This is a genomic window from Prolixibacter denitrificans (assembly GCF_003014495.1).
Taxonomy (GTDB): domain Bacteria; phylum Bacteroidota; class Bacteroidia; order Bacteroidales; family Prolixibacteraceae; genus Prolixibacter; species Prolixibacter denitrificans.
This window is the reverse complement of sequence record NZ_PYGC01000004.1, coordinates 70,336-91,125: the sequence shown is the minus strand read 5'-3', so window position 1 is coordinate 91,125 and position 20,790 is coordinate 70,336. Positions and strand designations below refer to the sequence as shown.

The following is a 20,790-nucleotide window of genomic DNA, read 5'->3' as shown; positions in this document are numbered from 1 at the left end:
TTACCTGACGGAGATTATTTTAGTTTCAGGCGAAAGCCAAATACGGGAAGCTCTTCCTGCATGAAGTCGAGGTCTTTAGAACGTTTAAATCCTAGATTTTCATACATTTTCCAGGCTACTTGCATCGCTTTGGTCGAGTGAATAATCACTTGCTCCTGCTTTAGAGCTTTGGCTTTTCGAATGCATTCATTGCTCAGGAGTTTGCCGATGCCTTGTTTCCGGAAGGAAGGCGCAACAGCCAGTAACCTGAAGCCGGACGCATTTTTCTCGTGAGTGGCGGTGCCGCCGGAACCATAATATTGCATATCGCTGAAATACACTACGCCACCGGCTATTTTGCCCTCCGGCGAAACGGCTACCAAAAGTTCCGTGTATGGTTTCTTTGTCCATTCCCCGATGTTGGCCAGCAAGTTGTAGTATTCGGGTTGTTCCGATTGTTTCGGAAATCCTTCCAGTTGGGAATAAACTTCGACCATGATTTGACCTAAAGTATCAAACTCTTCTGGTCTACCATTGCGGATGGTGTAGATTTGCTGATGCATCGTTGATATTTAACTGTTACCAAATTAATATTTCACCTATTCAAAAATTGCTACAACCCGGGCTGGTGCTGCTGATGCTCCCACAATCTTCAATGGAAAAACAGCCACTTTAAAACCGGAATAGGGGAGTGCTCCCAGGTTGACCAGCTGTTCCATGTGATAATATTCCTTTTCCTTTCCTACCAGGTGAGCTTCCCAAAATAATTCCGGATTTCCCGATGCTTTCGCTTTTTCAATCATATGTGGCAAAGGCAAATCCCATCCCCACGAATCGATTCCCATCACTTTGATGCCTTGCTCGATCAGCCATTCAGTAGCTTCGGCGCTCATACCAGTCCCGATTTTGTGAAAATTTTTGTTTCCATTGAATTTGTCTCTTCCGGTTTTGATCAGGACAATCATACCTTTTTTGAGTTCCAGATTATTTTGGGTAAGGAAACCTGTAATATCTTCTACCGTAATAGGATCGAAATCGGCCTTGTGTTCCATGTCGATAACCAATCCGTCGGCATAACAGAGATCCAATGGCATTTCATCGATGGTTTTGGCTTTTTCTCCGTTCGTCGTTGGCGCGTAGTGCCAGGGAGCATCGATATGCGTGGTGGCATGAACCCCCATTTTCGTTATGGTATCATCAGCCCATCCGGTAAAGCCTTTCGGGAAAAGTTTAAACGGCAGTCCCAGTAACCGAATCAGCCATCTCGCTTTCCCGTGTGGTTTATGTTTAACTCTTACTTTCATAAACCACGGGTCATTCGGGTTGTACTGAATGGGTTTGGAAAGATCGACTATTGGCATATCATTTCTGCTTTTGGTTATTTCCGGTCTTTGGTGTCCGAAAATAACCATTCTCAGTTTACAAAAATCTCCTGTCAAAACATTTTTACCTGAATTCCCGTTTAACATTTCGGACAGATAATTGAAATAAAACATGCGTAAACTTGCTCTTAACCCTTATCGTCGGAAGATTACGTCCGGCTTTCTTTTGTTTGCTGTACTTTTGGTGTTGAATGCGTGCTCTTCCGACAATTCAAATGCGCCTTCAACCTCCGTCAATCCGTTTGCTCCAACTAACGGTTCATTCAATCATAACCTCGGGCCGGGGGCTTCGGCACATGAATTCCTGGCATCCGATACTTACACACAACTGGTTGTTGAAGTACAGTACATGGATGGTTACAAACCGACCGCTGATGCTATTTCGCAACTGAAAACATTTCTGGAAAACCGCTTGAATAAGCCTTCCGGAATTTCGTTCATTTATACGCAAATTGCGCCCGGAGGGAAGACTACCTACACGCTGGATGACATAGCGAAGATGGAAGAAAATAATCGCACAGAATTTACAGAAGGCCAGAAAATTGCCGGCTATTTTTTGTTTCTCGATGGTGGATATACCGAAGACACGGACAAATCGAAGGTGTTGGGTGTTACCTATCGAAACACATCAGTCGCCATATTTGAAAAGACGATTCAGTCATTAACTGCTCAGCCAACAGATCCTCAGCGATATGTTCTGGAAGCAACTGTTTATGAGCATGAGTTTGGACATGTTCTGGGATTGGTTAACAATGGTTCGCCGATGCAAACCGATCACGAGGATGCGTCCCACCCACACCATTGCGACAATTCGAACTGCCTGATGAACTGGCAGGTTGAAAGCGGTGGTGTTGTGGGGAACTTGTTCGGAACAAATCCAATTCCGACGCTCGATCAAAACTGTTTGGATGATTTAAAAGCGAATGGAGGTAAATAGTCAGATCGTAATTTTTAAATGAAAATCATGTCTGGTTACGCCGGGCATTTTTTTATTGAGATGACCATCTCTTTTCGTACATTTCGGGTACTGTTATTTGACTACCTAACCACTAAGCTATGAACCGAAAACTGATATCTGTTATTCTAATCATTTTTACACTGATGGTAAATCAAAGTTCTGCGCAGGAGCAAAATAAACCTCACGTTAAATTAGGCATTGCCGGACTGACTCATGGTCACGTGGGGTGGATTTTGGATGCGATGAAAAAAGGTGATGTTGATGTTGTCGGGATTGCCGAAAGTAAACGGGAAGTGGCCGAACGATATTCAAAACAGTACGGTTTTCCGATGAGCATGGTTTATCCAACGTTGGAGGAAATGGTTGCTCAAACAAAGCCAGACGGAGTAACAGCTTTCGGACCAATATTCGATCATTTGCATGTGGTAGAAGTATGTGCACCACTGCACATCGATGTGATGGTAGAGAAACCGTTGGCTGTGAATGGTGAACATGCACAAAAGATGGCTCGTCTGGCTCGTGAAAACGGAATCAAATTGGTGACTGATTATGAGACGACTTGGTATCCAACCAACCATTTGGCTTATCGAATGGCGGTAGATGACAAAAAACTGGGTGAAATTCGCAAAGTAATTGTTTGTGATGGTCATCAGGGACCGAAGGAGATTAATGTGCAGCCGGAATTTCTGGCCTGGTTGACTGACCCGAAACTGAATGGCGGAGGCGCTGTGGTCGATTTTGGATGTTATGGCGCGAACCTTATCACCTGGCTAATGCAGAACCAAAAGCCACTGACCGTCTCAGCTACGTTGCAGACGATGAAACCGGATGTCTATCCTAAAGTGGACGACGAAGCAACTATCATCTTAACGTATCCGGGGACGCAGGGAATCATTCAGGCTTCGTGGAACTGGCCTTTCAGCCGGAAAGATATGCAGATTTACGGTCGCACAGGAGAGTTATTTGCGGCCAGCCGGCATGAATTTGACTACCGCTTAGCAGGAGAAAATACTGAAACGAAGAAAGAGCTTTCCGAGAGGCCGGCACCTTATAACGACCCGTTTGCCTGGTTTGAGGCAGTAATAAGAGGCGATATAATGGTCAATTCAACTGATCTTTCATCATTGGAAAACAACCTGATTGTTGTTGAAATACTGGATGCTGCCCGTGAAAGTGCCCGCTCGGGAAAAGTCGTTCATCTGTAAGACGACACGCTGAATATGCCCGGTTTAATCACCTTCGGGCATATCTCCAAGCGTTTTTCTTAGGTTGATGAGCGTTGTATTTTCAAACGGATGATAGGTCTGTTCGAAGGGCTCTTCGCAAATGGCCCGATAAATGGACTGAGTCCGATCGTCATTTGTATCGAAATGTGTGATTCCGCAAATCAACTGAAGCATCTCTTCCCGGGTCGCGCCCGTTTCCGATGCCAGAATGATTTCGCGCAGCAGGCTTCCGGCAGACGAAACGTTCAATGATTCTCCTCCAATCGCCAACATCCTGTTAATAACTAAATTAACTTGTTCCTCCTGTAGGTGAAGTTGCTGTTTTTTCATAGGTTACCTTACGTTATTGCAGTTACTCTTCTTTTTTGCACATGCGCCTCAAATATACAGCCCTTTCGGGTTATGGCAAATATGTTGTATTACATGTTGAGATTCCGTTATTTCTATTGCTTAAGAAAGTTGAAAACCATTGAGTTCGTAATACCCCTGTCCTGTATGACATTCCTGTTAAGTTGAAAGCAATTACTTTTTAAATATTATTTGGATTCACCGTCGATTCCATATTTTGTCTCCGTGAATTTTATCCATTTGTATGCTTAAACTAACTAATTATGAGGAGAACGTATTTCCTGTTTATTTTCTTGTGTTTCAGTGTTATTTATTTGCCTTCGGCGAAAGCGCAACAGCATGATATTAATCTGGATTCGAACTGGGTTGCCAAACGAAAAGCCGACGTCCAGGTGGATGGTACTGTGATTACTTCGTCTGGTTACCAGCACACCGGCTGGATGGACGCGGTCGTTCCGGGAACGGTATTGACCACGCTGTTGCACAATCATTTGGTGCCCGACCCGTTTGTGGGACTGAACAACAAAGAAATACCGGACATTCACGATGTCGGAAGAGGCTATTATACCTATTGGTTTTATACCGAATTGCCTGAATTGAACGTGAAACAGGGCGAACAGGTCTGGTTGAAATTCAGGGGAATCAATTATGCGGCCAATATTTTCCTTAACGGGAAAAGAGTGAATAAGGATACACACGAAGGAATGTTCTTACGCGAGAAATACAACATCACCAATTTGTACCATTCAGGGAAAGGGAACAGGCTGGCGGTGTTGGTCGAACCTCCTTCTCCGGAAGGTGATGCATCGCGCGGACAGGGCGGAGACGGAACTATTGCGCGGAATGTGGCGATGCAATGTACTGCTGGTTGGGATTGGATTTGCCCGATGCATGATCGCAATACCGGAATATGGGACAAAGTTAGCCTGGAAGTTACCGGTGCGGTTGATGTATTCAATCCACATGTAGTAACTCGTGTTCCTGGAAAAAGAACACCGGATGCGAAACAGGAGCCTGCTTTTGTGAAGGTTTCTTCGGAGTTGAAAAATGCCACGGACCGCAAGCAAACCGGTATGTTGCAGGTTACCCTTAACGGAAAAAGCTATTCCCGTAAGGTGACGCTTCAACCTTACCAAGAAGAAGAGGTTGGTCTGGATGAGATAAAGGTAACTGACCCGAAACTGTGGTGGCCCAACGGGATGGGAAAACATCCTTTGTATACGCTGAAGGTTTCGTTTGTGGAAGACGGAAAAGTTTCTGACGAACAGCGGGTAACCTTTGGCATTCGGGAAACCGGCAGTTATTTCGGCGAGAAAGTTGGAGCGAGAGTATTTCTGGTAAACGGTCAAAAGGTATTCATCAAAGGAGGAAACTGGATTGCTTCGGATGCGATGCTGCGATTGTCGAAGGAGCGGTATGACGCGGAAGTTCGAATGCATGCAGAGATGAACATGAATATGATTCGGGTTTGGGGAGGTTCCATCACTGAACGGCCTGAATTTTACGATGCTTGTGACAAATACGGTTTGCTGGTGTGGCAGGAGTTTTGGGTGACCGGCGATTGCAACGGTCGCTGGCCTGATCCGCTCAAAAAGGAATCGCAGGCTCGCCGGCATGCCTATCCCGATGATCATTCTCTCTTTCTGAAAGCAGCCGAAGACCAGATAAAAATGCTAAGAAACCATCCGAGCCTTTACTTGTGGTGCGGTGGAAATGAATATACGCCGGCTGATGATATCAATGCGGCATTGCGGGATGATGTCATTCCACAAACGGATGGTACCCGACTTTACCTGGAAGAATCGACCGGGACACAGTTGATGCGAAATACGATTGGTGGAAATGGGGACGGTCCTTATGGCATTCTAGAGCCCGACTGGATTTTTAAAACCAAATCCTACCCGTTTAACCCGGAGATTGGTTCCATTGGGATGGCCAACATTGAATCACTGAAGAAATTTATTCCTGCCAAGGATTTGGTTCCACCGAAAGGTAACTGGGTTCCTGAGTCGTGGAGATACCACAAATACATTCCGCTACACGATTTCCCAGACCGATATGGTAAAGTGAAAGACATCAACGATTTCTGTCGAAAGGCGCAAATTGTGAGCTATGAGCAGTATCGGGCACTTCAGGAAGGTTTTAACTTCCGGATGTGGAGCGATTACACCGGTATGCTGGTCTGGAAGAATCAAAATCCGTGGACGGCTTTGCGCGGTTTCTTCTATGACTATTATCTCGATTATACCGGTGGATATTTTGGCTACAAAGAAGCAGCACAACCGGTACATATTCAGTTGAATCTGAATGATTCGGTGGCGTGCGTTGTGAATCAGACACCTTTTAAGCAATCAGGTTTGACCGCTATAACAACGCTTTATTCTATTCATGGTAAGAAACTGGATGAGCAATCAGAAAAGAAAGATGTTGCTGCTAATTCTGTTACGATGTTGGGAAAAGTAAAACTGCCAGCTGAGGATCCGGACGAAGTTTATTTTCTGAAGCTGACATTGAAAGACAAAGATGGAAAGGACGTTGATGAGAATCTCTACTGGCTATCGAAGAATCCCAAATCGTATGAGCAGCTGAATCAGTTGAAACCGACTTCTGTAAAAGTGAAAACGGAAAAAACGGCTGATGGAAAATACAGCATGCGCATTCTGAATCCCGGGAAGGAGACCGCTTTCTTTATCCGGTTAAAAGTAGTGAATGAGAAAAAGGATGAGTTGGTTTTGCCGGTCTTTTTCAATCGAAATTATTTCACGCTGTTACCGGGCGAGGAGGAGGACGTTAATTTAGATTTGAGTCAGCACTTTGGTCAGATCGACATGCAAGATGTGAGATTGGTAGCGGAAGGGTGGAATGTATCTGAACAGAAAGTCGCTCTGTCTGAAAAATAGCATAAAAAAATCCGGAACGCAGCCTGGGAAGCTGAATTCCGGATGACAGACAACGAAATTGGTTTTAGGATGTATTTGGGAAGAATTAAGTTCTAAGTGTTAGGTATTTCAGGTGATTGGTATTTTCTTTTTGGACTTTCTTTTGCCTTTTTCTAAACGCGGACCTGCCGGTTGCTCATTGTCAAATTTGGTAAATCGTGAATTTTGTGAAATGAATTCCGGAACCAATAACTTCATGCGGCTGACCAGTTTTTCTTCATCTTCGAGTTGAACAGCAGCAAGCAGCCCTCTGATGCTTTCATTTACCTCGTCGTAAGGATACTTACGAACTTGGGCAATCATGATTTTCGGGTGATGGGTAGGCAGCGTATTTTCCTTGTTCGCCAAAAGTTCTTCATAGAGTTTCTCTCCGGGGCGTAATCCCGTGAATTTGATGGCAATGTCCTGTTCAGGAACAAACCCGGAAAGCGAGATCATCCTTTTTGCGAGGTCGTATATTTTCACCGGTTTACCCATGTCGAAAACATAAATCTCGCCGCCTTTTCCCATAAAACCGGCTTCGAGAACCAACTGACAAGCTTCCGGTATGGTCATGAAAAAACGCGTAATATCGGGGTGAGTGACAGTAACGGGACCTCCTTCTTCAATTTGTTTTTGGAAAAGCGGAACAACTGATCCGTTAGAACCAAGCACATTGCCGAAGCGTGTGGTGATAAATTGGGTGTTAATACCTTGTTTCTGAGACAACGCCTGGATATATATTTCGCAAATCCGCTTGGATGCTCCCATCACATTGGTGGGATTGACTGCTTTGTCGGTAGATAACATCACAAACTTTTTCACCTTGAACTGGACAGACAGATCGGCGAGTAATAAAGCTCCACCGATGTTCACACGAATAGCTTCGTAAGGGTGTGCTTCCATTAATGGAACATGTTTGTAAGCGGCAGCATTGAAAACAATGTCAGGTTGATATCGGGCGAAAACCTGGTATAGACGGAACGGGTCGCGGACATCACCAATAATGAGGTCGAATGAAGTTTTCGGGAACTTTACTTTTAGTTCGTTTTGCAAATCATACAGTGGAGTCTCAGCCTGATCATACAAAATGGCATGACGGATATCGAAAGCCATGAGCTGACGCACAATTTCGGAGCCAATTGAACCGGCTGCACCAGTTATCAGGATGATCGAATCCTTGAGGCCTTCCTTGATTTTGTCGATTTCCAGATGGATAGCCTCCCGGCTGAGTAAGTCGGCTATCATGACATTTCGAATTTGTTTGGAATTCAACTGGCCGTTCATCCAATCGTTTACGGCAGGAATTTGTTTCAGTTGGATATTATTATCCAGGCACATTTCCAGTAGCTGTTTCTTCCGCGTCGGCGAAATATTTGGCTGATTGATGGAAATGATGATTTCCTGAACCAACTCGGCCTTGACCACTCTTCGGAAGGCTTGCCGGGCAGAATAGATGGGGATGCCGTTGAGCGTTTTCCCGTTAAGGGTCCGTTTGTCATCGATGAATCCAACAACTTTATAGCCAGAAATACGGTCTTGCGCCAATACGTTGAGTGTGATGAGTCCGAGCTCTCCTGCACCAAAAAGCATCACGCTTTTGAGCGGGCGATTCGGGAGGAAGCAGTACTGGTAGGTTTCTTTGATAGCCATCCGGGTGCCTACCAGCAGAACCGTGGTTACAAAAAAGTGAATCAGGATAACAGAATACGGGATGACCAGAAATTCCATATCCGGAAAGTTCCGCGCAGCGGTGGATAGAAACAGTAAGCTGGTGGCTCCAGTCGACATAGCTAAAACCAACTTGACAGCATCCTGAATGGTTGTGTGTCGGATGATTCCGCTGAATGAACCAAAAAACAGAAAGGCTCCGATGTAGACCGGAAGAGCGACGAGGAAATGACTCGTTGCCCGATGAATATCTATTAAAACGGGATCCAGGTTAAATCTGAGGAGATAGGCCAGAACGAAACTGATCGCAGTAACGAACAGGTCCATGATTAACACCATGCCACGTGGGACAATGTGTCGGAGTAGAAATTTTTTGAGTAGGCGAAGCATAGGAATTTAGGTAACTTAAAATAGATAATGTGAATGTTTTTGCATTATCCTGAGGGAGGGAGTGTTTGGTGTAATGTTTTAGAACTTCCACTCAATGGAAGAGTAGAGCTTTATTTCATGCTGATAATCTTTAGATTGTGAATTTTACTTTAGTGATTCTGTATTTTGGGATGGTATAGCGGTATGACAAATCTCTTTCCTGTCAAATAAGCGATTAATAACACCAGCGATGCGTAACCGGTCTTCGTCTGTTAGGTTGGAACCACTGGGCAGGCATTGTCCTTTGCGGAATAATCTTTCCGATGTTCCGTCACCATAAAATGGATATTTGCGGAAAATCGGCTGCAAATGCATTGGCTTCCATAGCGGCCGCGATTCGATATTTTCGGCTGCGAATGCTTTTCGAAGCATCTCGCAGGTGATACCTCCGGTTTGACGGTCATCAACAGTAATAGCGGTTAACCAGTAGTTGGAGAAGAAACGGTCATCCGGTTCTTCCTGGAAGGATATTCCCGGTATACCGGAAAATAGTTCCCGATAGAATAGTTGGTTTTTTCGTCGCTGAACAACACGTTGGTCGATGACTTCCATTTGCCCAAGGCCAATACCGGCGGTGATGTTGCTCATCCGATAGTTATAACCAATGGAAGTGTGCTGATAATGAGGAGCTGGATCGCGGGCCTGTGTGGAGAGGAATCGTGCTTTGGCTGTCGATTTTTTATCGTTGGATAAAAGGGCTCCTCCACCGGAAGTGGTGATAATTTTATTCCCGTTAAATGAGAGAACTCCTATTGCACCTATCGAACCCAGTGCTTGTCCGTTATAACGACTGCCCAACGCTTCGGCTGCATCTTCTATTACCGGAATCTGGTAATAATTTGCAATCTCCATGATTTCCTCCATTTTGCTTGGCATGCCATAAACATGCACGGGAATAATAGCCTTGGGTTTCTTTCCTCTTTTTATCCGGGCTTTAATGGCTGTTTCCAACCAGTCAGGACTCATGTTCCAGGTTCGTGGTTCACTTTCGACAAGAATGGGGTGCGCACACTGGTAGATTATCGGATTAATGGTGGCAGAAAAAGTGAGAGAGGATGCAATTACTTCATCACCGGTTTTTACTCCCAGTATAATCAAGGCCAGGTGTAACGCTGCAGTGCCAGAGCTTAGCACTGCAGCATCCTGTACCTGATGGTAGCGTGCCAGTACTTGTTCGAATTCATCGACATTGGGCCCCAAAGGAGCCACCCAATTGGTCTGAATTGCTTCAACGATATATTGCAATTCATGGCCACTCAGATGGGGGGATGATAACCAAATCTTCTTCTCCATTGTGATGCTCAGTTGAAGTTAGAGTTTGTTGTGGTTTGCTCTGTTTTTCGGTTGACATCAATATTCTGAGGCTTTTCTTCAACCGGAGCATCGATTTTATCGAGCCAGGCTTCCTTCCAGAAGAAATAGCAGTTCCGATCGCACACGGCTTTGTAGCCGGGCATTTTTCCTGAGCAATGCAAACCCTCCAGCAGAACGGTAGTTCGCATCTTCCGCATTTTGTAGTTGGCTTCGTCGAGAAAATATTCAACGCGTTTGACTACCTTGGTTTCCGTGCCGCAATACTGCCACATCTCGGGCATGACGATACATCCTTCCAGCTTGTTGTTATCATCAACGGTTTTCAGTATTTCTTCTCTCGATTTGATTCTTACCCAATCACCTTGTTTCAGCGGGCCGGTTGGCTTTTTGACTATCTGTGGTTTCGGCTCAGCAATGAGCTTGGGTGTTCCTGATGCTCCGGAATAATGGGTTCGGAATCCCAGAAAATATTTGACCTTGCGGAAATACAAATAGAATTTGATTTTCCGTAAGAAAGCAACGATGGCTAAGTTGATTCGTAACCCAATGGGCTCTTTGGCAAACATCTCCTCAGCATGCGCAAACTGACAGTTTTTATCTCTCTCTGTTTCCATACGACTATCGGTTTTTATAATGCAGATGAATAAGTAGGTGAGTGAAAGCGAATATTTCGGTATTCAGGGAAATATTCGGTATGTAGAATATCCAGTTTGTTTTTTTGGATATGGATTTTTTTCAAGTGAGATAGTTCTTTGTATACATCAGGAAGGTGAATTTTTTTCCCGGTATGGAAAGGAATGGTTTCTTTGGCAAATTTGGTTTTCATTCTCAACAGGCTATCATGTGGCGAAGCTGATCGGCCACCTCCTAAGATGAAGTACCGGTAACCTTGTTTGCCGGCCCAAATGGCGGCTTCGTGAAAAAGAGCCATCATAGGGGAAAGATGAAGATACGCTGTGTTCGTGCCGGCCAGATGAGCATTGGCAAATGCACCGCCAGTAATGACGAGAATGGATGCAATGATTTTGTCGTCGAGACGGGCGTGGAAAAAGGTAATGTTGCCGTCCATTAGAGTCACCATACGGCGGAAGTAATCCTTCGAAAAATAATAGTAAAGGTTGGCCTCATTCCGGGACATGGTTTCGGTATACAGAGGCAAAAAAAGCTCGATTGCTTCCCGCGAACTGTCCATTTCGATGACAACACCTTCCTTCGCACTTTTCCGAATGCGATTGCGGCATTTGCGATCGAAATCGCTCCATATTTCTTCTGCGGTTTTGGCTGTGTCGATGGCGACGACCTGGTTGTATAAGTTGATGTCCATTTCTGTGTCGCAACCTTCGTACGTTTTCAGCCAGGGATGGAAGCGGACAAATTCGGAGACAATCTGTTGTTCCTGACAGTAACGATGGAAGGTTTGGAGAAAATCTTCCATTGAAATGGTACAGGCATCGCTGTGGAGATACCCCCCATAACCATACGGCGATACGATGTCGTAATACGTTTCTCTGAGTTGGGAGAATAGACTTATGTTGTTGATTTTTCTTTTCAGGAAGGGAAACAGAATGTAGTCATTATCATGTTTTTGATAAACAAAGCAGGTTGCTTCTCCTTCGTCATTTGTTTCACTTAGCAAGGCATATTGCGGGTAGAAGCAAATGTCGCAGTCGGTTATATTCGCACATAACCTTTGCCATTCCCGAAAATGAGATTCGGTTCCGGCCTTTAGAGTTTTAGTTATCATGTGGTGGTTCCTTTAAAATATTCCATTCTCTCGCGGTGAGGAGCATAAATTCCTTCCCTCTTGAATACCTTGGTGATGGTGAGGTATAGTATTTTTATATCAAGATTGAGTGACAGGTGCTCAACGTAGTACACATCGTATTCGAATTTTTCCTCCCAGCTTAAATCATTTCTTCCGTTTACCTGTGCCCAGCCGGTAATCCCCGGTTTTACATCATGTCGTTTTGTCTGACGTTCGTTGTACAGGGGAAGGTATTGTTTCAGCAGTGGGCGAGGACCAATTAAACTCAGTTCACCCTTCAATACATTCAGTAACTGGGGAATTTCGTCGAGCGAAGAGTTTCGAAGAAAATTGCCCGTACGGGTTACCCGCAGGTGATCGGCCAGCAGTTCACCCTCTTTGTTCCGTTTGTTGTTCATGGTTCTGAACTTGTACAACCGGAATAGCTTTCCGTTTTTACCGGGCCGTTCCTGATTGAAAAACGGGTTGCCTCTGGTCGAGATAGTCAACCAGACGAGTATAATGAGGAAGAGCGGACTTAACAGGATAATACCAATCAATGCCAGCACAAAATCAAGCAAAGGTTTGAACAGATACCGGTACATGTACTCCTAGATTCATGTATTCAAGCAATACTTTATTTACTTCGGTTACCTCGAAAATGTCCACGGCCATTTGTCTGCTTTTGTCCGCCATAACTTTCACTTCTTCGGGGTGTTCCACCATGTAAATCATAGCGTAGGCCAGACTTTCCACATCCCGGGGTTTGACGAGGAGGCCGTTCTGGCCATGTTTCACTGTATTTCGGCAGCCAATGGCGTCGGTGGTGATGATGGGGCGTCCTGTGGCCATCGCTTCCATAATAGAGCGGGGAATTCCTTCACGGTAGTAGGAGGGAAGCACAAAAACGGTTGAGTCTTTCAGGTAAGGCCGCACATCGCTGGTGGTTCCCCGGTAGTGAAAAAGACCTTCCTGTTCCCAGTTCTGGACCTCTTCAGGGGTGATGGCGTCTTCACAGCTTAAGTCGTAACCACCAACTATTTCGAACTCCACGGTTGGATGCTTTTCTTTCACTATCCTTGCAGCATCGGCGTATATGGCAATTCCTTTAGACCGCAGAAGCCGGGACACGAGTAGAAAACGAAATGTGCCGTAAGGCAATGGTTCTCTTGTAAAATACCGGGTGTTTACTCCTGAGCCCATGGTTACCTGTGCTATGGCTGGTGAATTGATGTATTCCTTTTTTAGGAAGAAGGCCACATCTTCATAGTTCTGGAAAAAAAGACCATTGATGTTTCTTAAACTCGTCCGGTACAGAATATCAATGATTCGCAAAACCAGTTTTCTGGAATTGACTTCGTTTTCGCTGGCTATGTATCCCAGGCCCGAAATAATCGAATAGCGTTTCAGGTTCTTGAATAAGCGACCTGCCAGATTGCCGTAAATGACTGGTTTGATGGTGTATGTCAGTAGGTAATCCGGTCTTTCCTTAAGAAGAATACGAAGTAGGGAGAAAAAGAAAAGAAAATCCCGAAACGGATTTCTTCCGTTTTTACTAAGTGTTAGCGGATAATATTTGATGCCCAGACGGTTCAATTCCCGACGGACGATGGGAAGTTCAGGAGGGGCAGCAGCAACGATGTCGAACCTGCGGTTACGAAACTCCAAAATAAGCTCCTTGCGAAAGTTAATTAGTGAGAAATCGTTGCTGGCGATAATCACAATCTTCATTTCAGTTGGTTTTGGCAGCGCAGCTATTTTACTCGTGATGTTGAATTGCTTGCAGGGGAATGCTTACTCACAGAGTACTATCAGAACTGCATGAGGTGAAAAACGTGTTTCTGAGAAAAATGGGTAGCGCCTGTTAACGGCTGTTAGGGAAAAGCATTTCAATATTTAGTTTTCGATCTGTACGGATGATTTTACCTGACGATAGAATTCTTCACGGCGACGGCTTAGAACATGGTGGTTGTAAGACTGAGCCACTTCCAGGTTTCGGGCCGACTGTTCGTTTAGGAAAGCTGAGTTGGTTATCATTTTTTTCAGGAGCCCGGCCAACGCATACGGATCTCCTGCCGGGACAATCACCTGCTCATCCAACAATTCGGGAATACCTCCGACTTCACTTCCTACACATGGTAACGCTCTGGCCATCGCTTCAATCATAGCCCTCGGAAGTCCTTCTGTTTTGGAGGCCAGGATGAAAATGTCGGCTTTGTCCAGATAGGCCCGGACATTCCTTCCGGAGTTGACACGTCCCTCGAAGGACACATTCTCACCTATTCCTAATTCATTGGCCAAACCGATCATGTCATCCATGTACTTTCCATCACCGAGCCAGGTTAAATGACAATCGATTCCGTCTCCATGCAATTTTTTTATTGCCTCAAGAACGATATCGGGTGATTTATACATTTGGGCCAGTGCACCTACTGAGATTAGATTGAATTCTTTGATATCTCCGTTATAATGTTTGGGTTGCCGAACAAATGCTTCATCAATTAGTGTTACGTTGGATGCATGCGTTTGGTATTTTCCGGCTGCAGCCGGATAGCGTTCCTGGAGATAGTCGCGTGTAACAAAAAGAGCGGCTTCTGCTTTCCTGACAATTTTCTGCAAATCGGTCTTCAGTTTCCACCGAAAAACAGGGCGAAGAGGATGCTGGATACTTTCGGGGCTAAATGCATCATATGGGTCACCTACAACTTCCACTCCGTATGGGATTTTGTTGCGATTAAGCAGTTCGCTCATGATAGTCCCGACTACACTGGGAGTCCTTATGATGTAAGCACAGTCCTTTCGAATATGTTTTTTTAGTTGCTGTCGTATTGCCAAATATTTTAGTGTGAACTGAACCGCACCTGTATAAAACGGAAGCGCGTGTACTTTGATATTGCCACATTCTACCTTGTTGTTGGCCGGGTAAGTACCATTGTCATCCCGAACGCGGGTTATCACATCAACATGATCAAATACTTTCAGGTAACGTCTAAACATCTTTGCTGAGAAATTTCCTCCCACACTGTAGATCGTTCCGTCGGGAGTCCTGACAAAAGGAGATTCATATATGTAAACTAAATCCATGATGAAAAAGATAATAGGGAGTTGTCGTTTCTGTACAGTTGTTTAAGTTGGCTGTTTTGCGTGATGCTTTTCCGAGATGATCCAAATCAACAGGATCGGAATGAGCATTCTTTTAAAGAAGAAAAAGCCGACATTATCGAGATCAGACAGAAAGAATATGATGATCAAATTAAAAATCAACGGGACAAGTATTAACCGAATATCGTTGGGACGTAGCATGTTAACAAAACGGTCGGCCAGCATGATGCCAGCGGCAAAGATAACATATGCCAGATAAGCTGTTGATATTCCGAAATTGAAGATATATTCTCCAAATACGCCGAATATACGGGTTTTACTCCCGTATAGATAGCTTTCTCCCACTTCAATCTTTGATGGGATATCAGTGAAGTGGTCGGAAATGACTGATGGAAACATTTTGATCAGGTCGCCAAAATACTCCAGTCCCCAGTAATGAGGAAACCCATCGACATAGTTTCGGTAAATGGCAAAGCTTTGAACGTCACAACGACCAAAATCACCGATGAGTGTAGGAACAATTCCGTTTCCATAGCTGGCATTGTATTCCATCAGTGTATTAAAATCCAGTTTTGAAAGCAGTATAACTGCTTCGAAGCCAATGAATTTATATACTTTTCCTATTAACATGAATAACATTCCGAAGACCAATGCTAGTACTATCTCTCTGAATTTAAATCGATAGATGTACAAATGAACCAGAAAGAAGCCATGAAACATCGTAAATATGGTATTACTTCGTCGCCCTTTCAATCCTCCAAAATAGATGCATGCGGCAAAGAGAAGGATAAAAAAGAGGTAAACTTTTAGCGAGGATATGTTTTTTTTTCCACGGTTATTGAGAAAGAACCAAATAATAAACAGGATGGGGAATATTTCCGATACCGTGAAGAGGTATCCCATTCCCTTGAAAGCTGTATCTCGGGCTGTTTCGTATGCGTAAATGTAACCTGATACTCCTCCAAACCTCGCATATACCAATACTTGTGCGGCAAAGCTGACAATCATGAACAGTACAATGATGTAATTTCTGTTTGGATTGTATATCCAAATACCTTGTGATAAGCGTGGTTTCTGATTGGTTAATTCCCTGATGACGATGAAAATAATCAGCCCAATGAGATTGAGCAATGCCCATATTAAAACCCAATTGTCCCAACGAACCGGATGATTAGGTACCCAGGGAAGCCAGAAATCCTTTAGGAAGTGCAGGTTCGGTGCCAGGAATAGTGCGTTGAAAAATATGATGTAGGCGTAGAAATCAACATGTGAAAGGTAATCACTTTTCGATGCGATGTTGATGATTTTATAAATTACCAGAATGCCAATCAAATCTACCGGAACCAGAAACCAGTGAATCGGTACATTCCCTGAATACAGAACCAGTGCCTGTATCGCAGCAGTAATGAAAACAGCCAGCGTAAATTGGAAGCGATGCGTATAACGTTCCCGGTAGTTGTCTGCCCTGACAACTGGTGTTAGTAGAATATTCGACTGTTGATGAAGCATATAAATGCTTAATTGTTTTTTGATTGTTTAAGATAGAGATGCCGGTAAAGCAGCCATTCAGATAGAATAATTCTCACGGTGAAAGCTATCATCGTGGCATAGATAATTCCAACAAGCCCTAAGCGATTGACAAGAATGAGTATGGCAATGATATTAACCGTAAACGTGATGACATGTATCCAGGGTTGAGGCTTAAATATTTTAAGTGCTGTTAGAGTTTGTCCGGCAGACGACGAATAGTAAATCAGGATACCGGAAAGCATCAGTAGAGAAAACAGGTGTTGATATTGGGCTATTTCGGCCGAAAAAAGTACTCGCAGAATCATTCCACCTGCTGAAATACTGGCCATGTAGAGTGCTAATCCGGTTACAATACATATAATGGAAAAGTAGAATTTTAGTCGCTTGACAGCTTTCCAGTTATTGTTCATGGCGTATTTGTTGATGCGGGGAATAAATGTCTGCCCGATGGCCTGAATGAACACATCTCCCATAACAATCAGATAAGCCAGCGTCGAGTAAATTGCCTGTTTTTCTGTTCCCAGGTTTATCTCGGCAATGTATTTCGCCACGTTACTATTCAGTGCAATTATCAGCCGAACTACGGCCAAAGGGAATCCAATGATTAGTATACTTTTTGTAATTGATTTTGACAGCATTTTAATTTTTCCTGCCACGAGTTTCAAAAAGTGGTAATCGACAAAGTAGATGAAGCCGATGCAAAGCAGAAAATAAAGGGCCAGTCCGGAAACCAGGCTTTTGAAAATGAGAAGACCAATAATGACAGAAACAACATACCCGGACCCTTTCAGCATTAGCGAACGGGCTATCATCGACATCGATTCTTCCTTTTGCAGTCGGGCATGGATAATATCGGTGAGTGCCTCGATGGCTTTAATGGCGCTAATCAGCAATAGTATGCGAAGAAAATTGCCCTTCCCGAAGAAGAACCCGATGAGCAGAACAAGTAGGAATCCGGTGGCGGTCGAAACAGTCCGCATGGTAAAGAATTCGGAAAATTCCCAGCGTTTTTCAGCATCGGTGATTAATACCGGCCTCAGTTGAAAGTTCATGAACATATAAACGGGTGCAGCGATTGCCAGTGAAAGCGTAAAATATCCTAGTTCCTGTATGTTTGTCCATTTTGAAATGAGAGACAATACCAGCCATTGGCAGAAAGCATAAAATCCGTTTCCCACAAACATCCATGCCACATTTTGGCGCAGGCTTTTCACATGTACTGATGCAATGACCATACTTTTGAATATCCCGGTTACAGGATTTTGTTTGGGTATTTAGTGCTGTAAATTAAATCGATTCCTTGCAGAAATTTTTAACCAACCTGAATTTGCCACTTCGTTCGTTTGGTATCTCGTCAACATATCGGTATTCTATTTTTATTTTTTTACCCAAACGAATACGAAGCTCTTTTGTCAACATCTTTTCATCAGTCTCTTTTTGGTATTCCTTTGTTTTTACAACATTTACAGCAATAGAATCGAGGTTGTTCTGTATGATTTGGAACCGTTGAACTCCATTAACGTGTTTAAGCGAATTAGCGATATTTCCCTGGCATACTCTTCCGGTTTCCCGCGAAAAAAGACAATCGGTGAAGCGACCATGTATCTTCTTCACAATCGGATATCTTAAATAGCAGTCCTGCTTTTCTGTTTCCAGTTCGACCAGATCGCCAATCCGGTAACGAATCAGCGGAGTGCCTTCGGTGGTAAAAGAAGTAACGACCAACTCGCCGTAATTGGAAGGTTTGTCCTGTAAATCCAGCACTTCAAAAATGCCGGACATCATCTCCAGATGCATATGTCCCTCCTTACATTGGGTGATAAATGGTGCTCCTTCCGACGACGCATATTGGTTATAAACGCCACATCCGTAAAATTTTTCCATCGCGTTGCGGTCTTCTTTTAAAAGTGTTTCTGCGGTTGGAAAAACGGCTTTGGGTTGATAATTAAGTTTCAATCCCAGTTTGAGGCCTGTTTTCGCGATTTCCGCCATAGACGATGTAATGCCGCTGAAATAAACCGGTTGATAGGCGTTCAGATTTTCAATGTATTGAGGGACATTTTTTTGCTGAATATAGAATGTGGAATAAAAGCGAATATGATTTTGGTAATCGGTTTTCCAGTACCGGTGTTTGTCTACATCTTTTTGACTCAACAAATCTTTGCCGGTAAACCAGGCCGTTTTCTCTCCAAATTGAAATCCAAAGCGACTGCGAAAGTGTTCGACCATGGCAAACCGTTCCTGAATATTTTGGTGTGTGTAGAAAACCTGGAGAGCTACCCCGGTTGTTCCACCCGTTTGAAATTTAACAGCGGTTTTTGGGTTGATCGTGCAAATGGTTTTGATGTTTTTCTGTAAATCTTCTTTGGTTAGAAAAGGAATTTGTCTGAATTCGTCCCATCCGAGATTATCAAAATCCAGATGCAGAGCTTCCCATTTGTTACGGTAGTATTCAGAATGGTGATAGGCGTATCTCAGAAAATGGCGCAAACGTTTTAATTGTTCTTGTTCAACCTTTTCTTGCGGCCATTTTTCGCTTTCTTCGAAATACCTCCTGAATTCCTGATACTCGCCACCGTGCCTGATGCGGTATTGACTGGTATTGTATAAACTAATCAGTAAATTGGATAGGGCATTGGGCGAAGCTTTGTAAATGTGTTCGTAAATGCTGTTCATTTTGGTTTGGTTTAGCAGATTTGCGAAAAGGATAGTCTGAAATTGTTTGTTGAGCTTATAGTTAGTGTGGGGAGTGTAATCAAAGGGGCCAGAAAGTTCTATATTTCTTCGTTGCAGTTATTCTTGATAATCCGGTATTTTCCACTTCGTTCGCGGGGGATTTCATCTACATAGTTGAATTGGATATCCATTTCTTTACCCAGACGAATTCTGAGTTCTTTCAATAGTTTGGGCTCTTCAGTTGCTTTGATGTACTCATCAGCTTTGACAATCTTTACTAAAATGGCATCCAATTCATTTTGTACTATTTGAAAGCGGGTAATTCCTTTGATATTCTTTACTGAATTGACCAGGTTGCCCTGGCAGATTTTTCCTGTTTCCCGGGAATAGACGCAGTCACTCAACCGGCCGTGGATACTTTTTACAATGGGATATTTGAGGTAACAATCGATGGGTTTGGTTTCCATTTCAACCATGTCGCCAATGCGGTACCTCACCAGTGGAGTGCCTTCTGTAGTGAACGAGGTGACGATTAATTCTCCAAAATCAGTCGGTTGTTGATGGCAATTCAGTACTTCAAAAACACCGGTCATTAATTCCATATGCATATGCGCATTACGGCATTGAGTGATAAACGGCGCACCTTCGGATGAAGCGTATTGATCGTAGACTCCGCAGCCATAAAATGTTTCCATGGCTTCCCGGTCTTCTTTCAAAAGCATTTCGGCGGTTGGAAAAACTGCTTTGGGGTGGTAGGTTAGTTTTATTCCGGCTTTGAGTCCGCCTTTGGCAATCTCGGAAAGAGACGATGTGGCACCGCTGAAGTAAGCCGGTTGGTATTTGTTGAAGTTGTCGATGTAATAGTTAAAGTTTTTTTGCTGAAGATGATAGGTCGAATAAAAACGAATATTGTTTTGACGGTCGGTGCGCCAGTAGCGGTGTTTACTCGCATCTCTCGAGTTTAGTAAGTCCTTGCCGGTGAACCAGGCTGTTTTCTCTCCGAATTCAAACCCAAACCGACTCCTGAAATGATCGACCATGGCGAAACGTTCCTGAATGTTATGCGGAGTGTAATATACTTGCAGGGAGACGCCGGTGGTTCCTCCGGTTTGAAAGCTCACAGCAGTTCGCCGATTGATGGTGCAAACATCTTTAATGTTTTTCTGGAGTTCTTCTTTTGTCATGAAAGGAAGCTGCTTAAATTCTTCCCATTCCAAATGTTTGAAATCCAGATGCAGGTTTCGCCATTTTTCGTGGTAATACTTCGAATGCTCATAAGTGTACCGCAAAAAACTCCGTAATCGTCTAAGCTGCTCTTTTTTGGCGTCCTCAAGAGATAGCTTTTCTGTTTCTTCGTAGTATTTTCGAAAGGCCTGGTAAGCTCCTCCATGGCGGATTTTGTATTGCCTCACATTGTAAAAACCAATGAGCAGGTTGGCAAGCGAATGTGGTGAAGATTTGTAGAGCTTCTGGTAAAGGTTTTTCATTTGGTTAAAGAGTGGTTCTGGTTAGG

The 20,790-nt window shown here is 43.9% G+C and carries 17 protein-coding genes; 3 read left to right on the top strand and 14 right to left on the bottom strand.

Going from position 1 to position 20,790, the window contains the following annotated elements; all coding sequences use genetic code 11:
• Positions 1 to 14 precede the first annotated feature (14 nt).
• Together CLV93_RS09410 and CLV93_RS09405 are read right to left on the bottom strand one after the other, a co-directional pair.
• Positions 15 to 542, bottom strand: a complete 528-nt coding sequence (locus CLV93_RS09410; protein WP_106541946.1) for a GNAT family N-acetyltransferase — start codon at positions 540 to 542, stop codon at positions 15 to 17.
• A 36-nt stretch (positions 543 to 578) separates the two neighbouring features.
• Complete coding sequence (locus CLV93_RS09405; RefSeq protein ID WP_106542207.1) at positions 579 to 1,340, bottom strand: cyclase family protein; 762 nt, start codon at positions 1,338 to 1,340, stop codon at positions 579 to 581.
• Positions 1,341 to 1,473: 133 nt separating this feature from the next.
• Here CLV93_RS09405 and CLV93_RS09400 point away from each other — a divergent pair, with 133 nt between their 5' ends.
• On the top strand, positions 1,474 to 2,298 hold the full coding sequence (locus CLV93_RS09400; protein WP_106541945.1) for a peptidase: 825 nt from the start codon (positions 1,474 to 1,476) through the stop codon (positions 2,296 to 2,298).
• Between the two features lie 119 nt (positions 2,299 to 2,417).
• A complete protein-coding gene (locus CLV93_RS09395) occupies positions 2,418 to 3,524 on the top strand; it encodes a Gfo/Idh/MocA family protein (protein WP_106541944.1) in 1,107 nt (368 codons plus the stop codon).
• A 24-nt stretch (positions 3,525 to 3,548) separates the two neighbouring features.
• Here the strand turns inward: CLV93_RS09395 and CLV93_RS09390 are convergent, their stop codons facing one another.
• Positions 3,549 to 3,875 carry a hypothetical protein gene (locus CLV93_RS09390; RefSeq protein WP_106541943.1) on the bottom strand — a complete coding sequence of 109 codons (327 nt, stop codon included), beginning with the start codon at positions 3,873 to 3,875 and terminating at the stop codon, positions 3,549 to 3,551.
• Between the two features lie 281 nt (positions 3,876 to 4,156).
• Here CLV93_RS09390 and CLV93_RS09385 point away from each other — a divergent pair, with 281 nt between their 5' ends.
• Entirely contained in the window at positions 4,157 to 6,793 is a 2,637-nt protein-coding gene (locus CLV93_RS09385) for a glycosyl hydrolase 2 galactose-binding domain-containing protein (RefSeq protein WP_106541942.1), read from the top strand.
• A gap of 108 nt (positions 6,794 to 6,901) precedes the next feature.
• Here CLV93_RS09385 and CLV93_RS09380 read toward each other — a convergent pair whose 3' ends face one another.
• The 11 genes from CLV93_RS09380 to CLV93_RS09330 all read right to left on the bottom strand — a co-directional run bounded on the left by CLV93_RS09380 (position 6,902) and on the right by CLV93_RS09330 (position 20,764).
• Entirely contained in the window at positions 6,902 to 8,872 is a 1,971-nt protein-coding gene (locus tag CLV93_RS09380; protein WP_106541941.1) for a polysaccharide biosynthesis protein, read from the bottom strand.
• A gap of 144 nt (positions 8,873 to 9,016) precedes the next feature.
• The gene (locus CLV93_RS09375) at positions 9,017 to 10,204 is read right to left on the bottom strand and encodes an aminotransferase class I/II-fold pyridoxal phosphate-dependent enzyme (protein WP_106541940.1); all 1,188 of its coding nucleotides are present in this window, start codon (positions 10,202 to 10,204) and stop codon (positions 9,017 to 9,019) included.
• Between the two features lie 8 nt (positions 10,205 to 10,212).
• The gene (locus tag CLV93_RS09370; RefSeq protein WP_106541939.1) at positions 10,213 to 10,839 is read right to left on the bottom strand and encodes a hypothetical protein; all 627 of its coding nucleotides are present in this window, start codon (positions 10,837 to 10,839) and stop codon (positions 10,213 to 10,215) included.
• Between the two features lie 14 nt (positions 10,840 to 10,853).
• Positions 10,854 to 11,969: a lipid II:glycine glycyltransferase FemX gene (locus tag CLV93_RS09365; protein WP_106541938.1), complete on the bottom strand. Its 1,116-nt coding sequence runs from the start codon at positions 11,967 to 11,969 to the stop codon at positions 10,854 to 10,856.
• On the bottom strand, positions 11,966 to 12,574 hold the full coding sequence (locus CLV93_RS09360) for a sugar transferase (protein ID WP_106541937.1): 609 nt from the start codon (positions 12,572 to 12,574) through the stop codon (positions 11,966 to 11,968). Before CLV93_RS09360 ends, CLV93_RS09365 begins: the two co-directional genes overlap by 4 nt.
• On the bottom strand, positions 12,543 to 13,700 hold the full coding sequence (locus CLV93_RS09355; RefSeq protein ID WP_106541936.1) for a glycosyltransferase family 4 protein: 1,158 nt from the start codon (positions 13,698 to 13,700) through the stop codon (positions 12,543 to 12,545). Before CLV93_RS09355 ends, CLV93_RS09360 begins: the two co-directional genes overlap by 32 nt.
• 165 nt (positions 13,701 to 13,865) lie before the next feature.
• Entirely contained in the window at positions 13,866 to 15,053 is a 1,188-nt protein-coding gene (locus CLV93_RS09350; protein ID WP_106541935.1) for a glycosyltransferase, read from the bottom strand.
• Between the two features lie 42 nt (positions 15,054 to 15,095).
• Positions 15,096 to 16,580 (bottom strand): hypothetical protein, encoded by a 1,485-nt coding sequence (locus tag CLV93_RS09345; protein WP_106541934.1) that lies wholly within the window; start codon positions 16,578 to 16,580, stop codon positions 15,096 to 15,098.
• A gap of 8 nt (positions 16,581 to 16,588) precedes the next feature.
• Complete coding sequence (locus tag CLV93_RS09340; protein ID WP_106541933.1) at positions 16,589 to 17,836, bottom strand: lipopolysaccharide biosynthesis protein; 1,248 nt, start codon at positions 17,834 to 17,836, stop codon at positions 16,589 to 16,591.
• A 52-nt stretch (positions 17,837 to 17,888) separates the two neighbouring features.
• Complete coding sequence (locus CLV93_RS09335) at positions 17,889 to 19,277, bottom strand: phenylacetate--CoA ligase family protein (RefSeq protein WP_106541932.1); 1,389 nt, start codon at positions 19,275 to 19,277, stop codon at positions 17,889 to 17,891.
• A gap of 98 nt (positions 19,278 to 19,375) precedes the next feature.
• Positions 19,376 to 20,764 (bottom strand): phenylacetate--CoA ligase family protein, encoded by a 1,389-nt coding sequence (locus tag CLV93_RS09330; protein ID WP_106541931.1) that lies wholly within the window; start codon positions 20,762 to 20,764, stop codon positions 19,376 to 19,378.
• Positions 20,765 to 20,790: the final 26 nt, after the last annotated feature.